We start from the raw sequence: 4776 nt of genomic DNA on the forward strand, positions 1-4776 counted from the left end.
CATCGCGCTGATCGGCGCGCGCGGCGACCGCGATGCGGTTTCCCTGCTCACCTCGGTCGAGGCGAATTCCACCGACGCGGTCAGGCAAGCGGCGACAGCCGCGATCGCCAACATCAATTCGACGCTGGCCTTTTGGGATGCCGGGCAGAACATCTGGTACGGCATCTCGCTGGGCTCGGTGCTGCTGCTGGCGGCAATCGGCCTTGCCATTACCTTCGGCGTCATGGGTGTCATCAACATGGCGCATGGCGAGATGGTCATGCTCGGCGCCTACACGACCTTCGTCGTCCAGCAGGTGATCCGCACCTCCTTTCCCGGCCTGTTCGACTGGTCGCTGGTCATTGCGCTGCCGCTGGCCTTCCTCGTCGCGGCCCTTGTTGGCCTGATCATCGAGCGCGGCGTCATCCGCTTCCTCTATGGCCGGCCGCTTGAAACACTGCTGGCGACATGGGGCGTCTCGCTGATCCTGCAACAGGCCGTGCGCTCAATCTTCGGGCCGACCAACCAGGAGGTCGGCAACCCATCCTGGATGTCGGGCTCGTTCAATGTCGGACAGTTGGCGATCACCTGGAACCGCCTGTGGATCCTGGTTTTCGCGCTCGCTGTCTTCGGCATCCTGCTCTACGTGATGAAGCGCACGCCCTGGGGCCTGCAGATGCGCGCCGTCACCGCCAACCGGCGCATGGCTGCCTCGATGGGCATCAGGACGCCGTGGGTCGACGCGCTGACCTTCGCGCTCGGCTCCGGCATTGCCGGCATTGCCGGCGTCGCGCTGAGCCAGATCGACAACGTCTCGCCCAATCTCGGCCGCGGGTACATCATCGACAGCTTCATGGTCGTTGTCTTCGGCGGCGTCGGCAATCTGTGGGGCACGCTGGTCGGCGCCTTCTCGCTCGGCATCGTCAACAAGTTCCTCGAGCCTTATGCGGGCGCGGTGCTCGGCAAGATCGTCGTGCTGGTGCTGATCATCCTGTTCATCCAGAAACGCCCGCGCGGCCTGTTCGCGCTCAAGGGGAGGGCGGTGGAAGCATGATCACGGGACGCTTCTTTGCCGCCGGCGCGGACCGCCGCATCGCCATTACGATCTCCATCCTGCTGGCGGTGGCCGTCATCGTGCCGTTGCTCAACCTTGCGGTGTCTCCTACCAGCGCCTTCTACATCCCATCCTACATCGTCGCGCTGACCGGCAAATATCTCTGCTATGCGCTGCTTGCCTTGGCGCTCGACCTGGTCTGGGGCTATTGCGGCATCCTTTCGCTCGGCCACGGCGCCTTCTTCGCGCTCGGCGGCTATGCAATGGGCATGTATCTGATGCGCCAGATCGGCTCGCGCGGCGTCTATGGCAATCCCGTCTTGCCCGACTTCATGGTGTTCCTGAACTACAAGGAACTGCCATGGTTCTGGTATGGCTTCGACCATTTCTGGTTCGCCGGCCTCATGGTGCTCGCGGTGCCTGGCCTGCTGGCTTTCGTCTTCGGCTGGTTCGCCTTCCGCAGCCGCGTCACCGGCGTTTATCTCTCCATCATTACCCAGGCGATGACGTATGCGCTGCTGCTTGCCTTTTTCCGCAACGACATGGGGTTCGGCGGCAACAACGGCCTGACCGATTTCAAGGATATTCTGGGCTTCAACGTGCAGGCCGACGCGACGCGCTCGGCGCTGTTTGCCGCCAGCGCGGTGATGCTGGCACTTGCCGTCTTCGTCACCTGGGCGATCGTCGGCTCAAAATACGGCAAGCTCTTGATGGCGGTACGCGATGCCGAGAGCCGCACGCGCTTCCTCGGCTGGCGGGCGGAGAACGTGAAACTGTTCGCCTTCACCGTCTCGGCCGTCATGGCCGGCATAGCCGGCGCGCTCTACGTGCCGCAGGTCGGCATCATCAATCCGGGTGAATTCGAGCCGGCCAATTCGATTGAAGTCGTCGTCTGGGCGGCTGTCGGCGGGCGCGGCACCATTGTCGGGCCGATCATCGGTGCGTTGCTGGTCAATGCCGGAAAATCCTGGTTCACCGGCGTACTGCCGGAGTTCTGGCTGTTTGCACTGGGTGGACTATTCGTCGCCGTCACGCTTTTGCTGCCCAAGGGCATCATCGGCATGTGGGACAGCTGGCGCGGCAACGCCAAGGCGTTGCGAGCTGCTTCGATTGCCGAGGAAGCCGGCACCGATGCCGATGTCTCGCCGCCGGCGAAAATCGTTCGCAGTGAAGCAAGAAAGCCAGGTGACTGGTCCGCCAGCAACCCCGAACCACAGCCGGCGGAGTGAGCGACCATGTCAAAGTCGAACACGATCCTTTATCTCGACGGCGTCTCGGTCTCCTTCGACGGCTTTCGCGCCATCAACAATCTGTCGCTGGTGCTCGACAAGGGCGAGATGCGCGCCATCATCGGCCCCAACGGCGCCGGCAAGACGACGATGATGGACATCGTCACCGGCAAGACGCGGCCCGACGAGGGCGAAGTGTTCTTCGACGGCCAAGTCGATCTGACCAAGCACGACGAGGCCGAGATCGCAATGATGGGCATTGGCCGTAAATTTCAGAAGCCGACCGTCTTCGAAAGCCACACGATCGAGGAAAACCTGATGCTGGCGCTGAAGGGTCCTCGCTCGATCTTCCCGGCGCTGTTTCACCGCCGCTCGGCCGCCGAGACGCGGCAGATTGATGACATCCTCGGCATCATCCGGCTTGGCGACAAGCGTGACGAACTGGCGGCCAATCTCAGCCATGGGCAAAAGCAGTGGCTGGAGATCGGCATGCTCTTGGCGCAGGACCCGAAACTGCTTCTGGTTGACGAGCCGGTCGCCGGCATGACCGATGCCGAGACCGAGGAAACCGCGCGGCTGCTCAAGGATATCGCCCGCGACCATTCGGTCATCGTCGTCGAGCACGACATGCATTTCGTGCGCGAGCTCGGCGTCAAGGTCACCTGCCTGCACGAGGGCTCGGTGCTCTCGGAAGGCACACTCGATTTCGTGTCGGCCGACGAGCGTGTCGTCGAAGTCTATCTGGGGAGATGAGCATGGTCTGGCGGGTTCAGTTCCATCACTTCGATCTGTCGTTTCTCAGGTTCTGGAGACGGCGCTGACATGCTCGAAGTTTCCAATGCCACGCTGCACTACGGCGCCGCCCAGGCGCTGCGCGGCGTGTCGCTGAAGGCGGGCGCCGGCAAGATCACCTGCGTGCTCGGCCGCAACGGCGTCGGTAAGACCAGTTTGATGAGATCGATCGTCGGCCACCACCGGCTGACGAGCGGAAGCGTTGCCTTCGAGGGGAAGGCGCTCGACCGGAGCGCGGCGTATGACCGCGCCCGGTCGGGCATCGCATTCGTACCGCAGGGCAGGGAGGTCTTTCCGCTGCTCACCGTGCGGGAGAACCTGGAATCAGGCTTTGCGCCGCTGAGGCGAGCCGACCGCAACATTCCGGCGCATGTCTTCGAATTGTTCCCTGTGCTGAAGCAGATGCTCGGCCGTCGCGGCGGCGATCTTTCCGGCGGCCAGCAGCAACAGCTCGCCATCGGGCGGGCGCTGGTGATGCGGCCGAAACTGCTCGTGCTCGATGAACCGACCGAGGGCATACAGCCGTCGATCATTAAGGACATCGGCCGCGCCATCCGCTATCTACGCGACCAGGCGGGCATCGCCGTGCTTTTGGTCGAACAATATCTCGATTTCTGCCGCGAGCTCGCCGACGAGGTCAACATCATGGACCGGGGCGTGATCGTCCATACCGGCCCGGCTGAAGATTTAGACCGGGCTGATGTGCGGAAGTTCCTTACCGTCTAGCATTGGCGGTGAACTTCAGTTGGCGATCCGAAGTTCTTGCCAAGTCCAATATTTCTCCATCCGATCACCTGCGTCTCTGGCACGCTCAATATCGCGTGCTAGTCTTTTCCATGGCTTTGTGAGTCGGCCGCTTCCGTATCAGTCTGGTTATCGCAGATCGAGGACCACGGCCAATGCCGGGCAAGTTTCACGCAAGCAAGGCTGCCTAGCTTCCCTCCTGCGATCTCTGTCGTTCAAACGCGTTTGGGCACACAGGCTAAGGGACAGCCATGGAACGTTACGTCGAGGATTACCAGAAGCGGCGGCTTACCGAACGCGTCGACATCATCGCTGCCATCAATATCTTGAGATCACAGGGCTGCGACTACGACGATCTGATCGAGGAGATCACCAAGGTCTTCTATGTCGATCTCGATACCTTCAATGAGATTGTCATGGCGGCCTAGGAGCCGCATTCGTCTCCCCACGATCAGAGGCCGGTGTTGCGCGATTAGCTTGCGCGCCTGAACGGAGATGCGGTGACGCGGTTACGGCCTCCGCGCTTGGCGTCGTAGAGCGCCTTGTCGGCGGCGTTGAGCACCTTGTCGAAGCCGAGGCCTTCCTTGGTGCCGAAAGCAAATCCGGCACTGACGGTGCATATCAGCGAGCCTGTCTCGGTTTCGATGCGGTGCGCGGCGAAAGCTGCCCGTATGGTCTCGGCGGTGGCCTCCACCGTTTCGGGCAAGGTCCGCTTCAGCACCAGCGCGAACTCCTCGCCGCCCATGCGCGCGGCGACGTCGGCCGGGCGGCGATTGCTGGCGAGTTCCCGTGCAAACACCCTCAGCACCTCATCACCGGCGGCGTGGCCGAATTCGTCGTTGATGGCCTTGAAGTTGTCGAGATCGAAGACGACCACCGCCGTGAAGGCGCCGACCGGCGCATCGCCGTGCAGGTCGAACAGGGCGCGGCGGTTGAGCAGGCCGGTCAGCGGGTCGGTCAGGGCATTGTGGCGGGGGT

General features: G+C 62.6%; 6 protein-coding genes. 5 read left to right on the top strand and 1 reads right to left on the bottom strand.

What is annotated here, in order from left to right; genetic code table 11:
- The 5 genes from urtB to EOA22_RS24585 all read left to right on the top strand — a co-directional run.
- Positions 1 to 1033 (top strand): urea ABC transporter permease subunit UrtB (urtB, locus tag EOA22_RS24565; protein WP_127390273.1); only part of this gene is annotated, 1033 nt, incomplete at its 5' end.
- Positions 1030 to 2262, top strand: coding sequence for an urea ABC transporter permease subunit UrtC (gene urtC / locus EOA22_RS24570; RefSeq protein ID WP_027161511.1), 1233 nt, complete (start codon positions 1030 to 1032; stop codon positions 2260 to 2262). The genes urtB and urtC, both read left to right, overlap by 4 nt.
- A gap of 6 nt (positions 2263 to 2268) precedes the next feature.
- Complete coding sequence (gene urtD, locus EOA22_RS24575) at positions 2269 to 3015, top strand: urea ABC transporter ATP-binding protein UrtD (protein WP_013531846.1); 747 nt, start codon at positions 2269 to 2271, stop codon at positions 3013 to 3015.
- Between the two features lie 69 nt (positions 3016 to 3084).
- Complete coding sequence (gene urtE / locus EOA22_RS24580; protein WP_013531845.1) at positions 3085 to 3780, top strand: urea ABC transporter ATP-binding subunit UrtE; 696 nt, start codon at positions 3085 to 3087, stop codon at positions 3778 to 3780.
- Between the two features lie 269 nt (positions 3781 to 4049).
- Positions 4050 to 4226 carry a hypothetical protein gene (locus EOA22_RS24585; protein WP_013531844.1) on the top strand — a complete coding sequence of 59 codons (177 nt, stop codon included), beginning with the start codon at positions 4050 to 4052 and terminating at the stop codon, positions 4224 to 4226.
- 44 nt (positions 4227 to 4270) lie between these two features.
- Here EOA22_RS24585 and EOA22_RS24590 read toward each other — a convergent pair.
- Positions 4271 to 4776, bottom strand: a 506-nt coding sequence (locus EOA22_RS24590; RefSeq protein ID WP_164755790.1) for a GGDEF domain-containing protein, incomplete at its 5' end; no start/stop codon positions are given.

This window comes from Mesorhizobium sp. M7A.F.Ca.US.014.04.1.1 (assembly GCF_003998745.1).
In the GTDB taxonomy this organism is placed as follows: domain Bacteria; phylum Pseudomonadota; class Alphaproteobacteria; order Rhizobiales; family Rhizobiaceae; genus Mesorhizobium; species Mesorhizobium ciceri.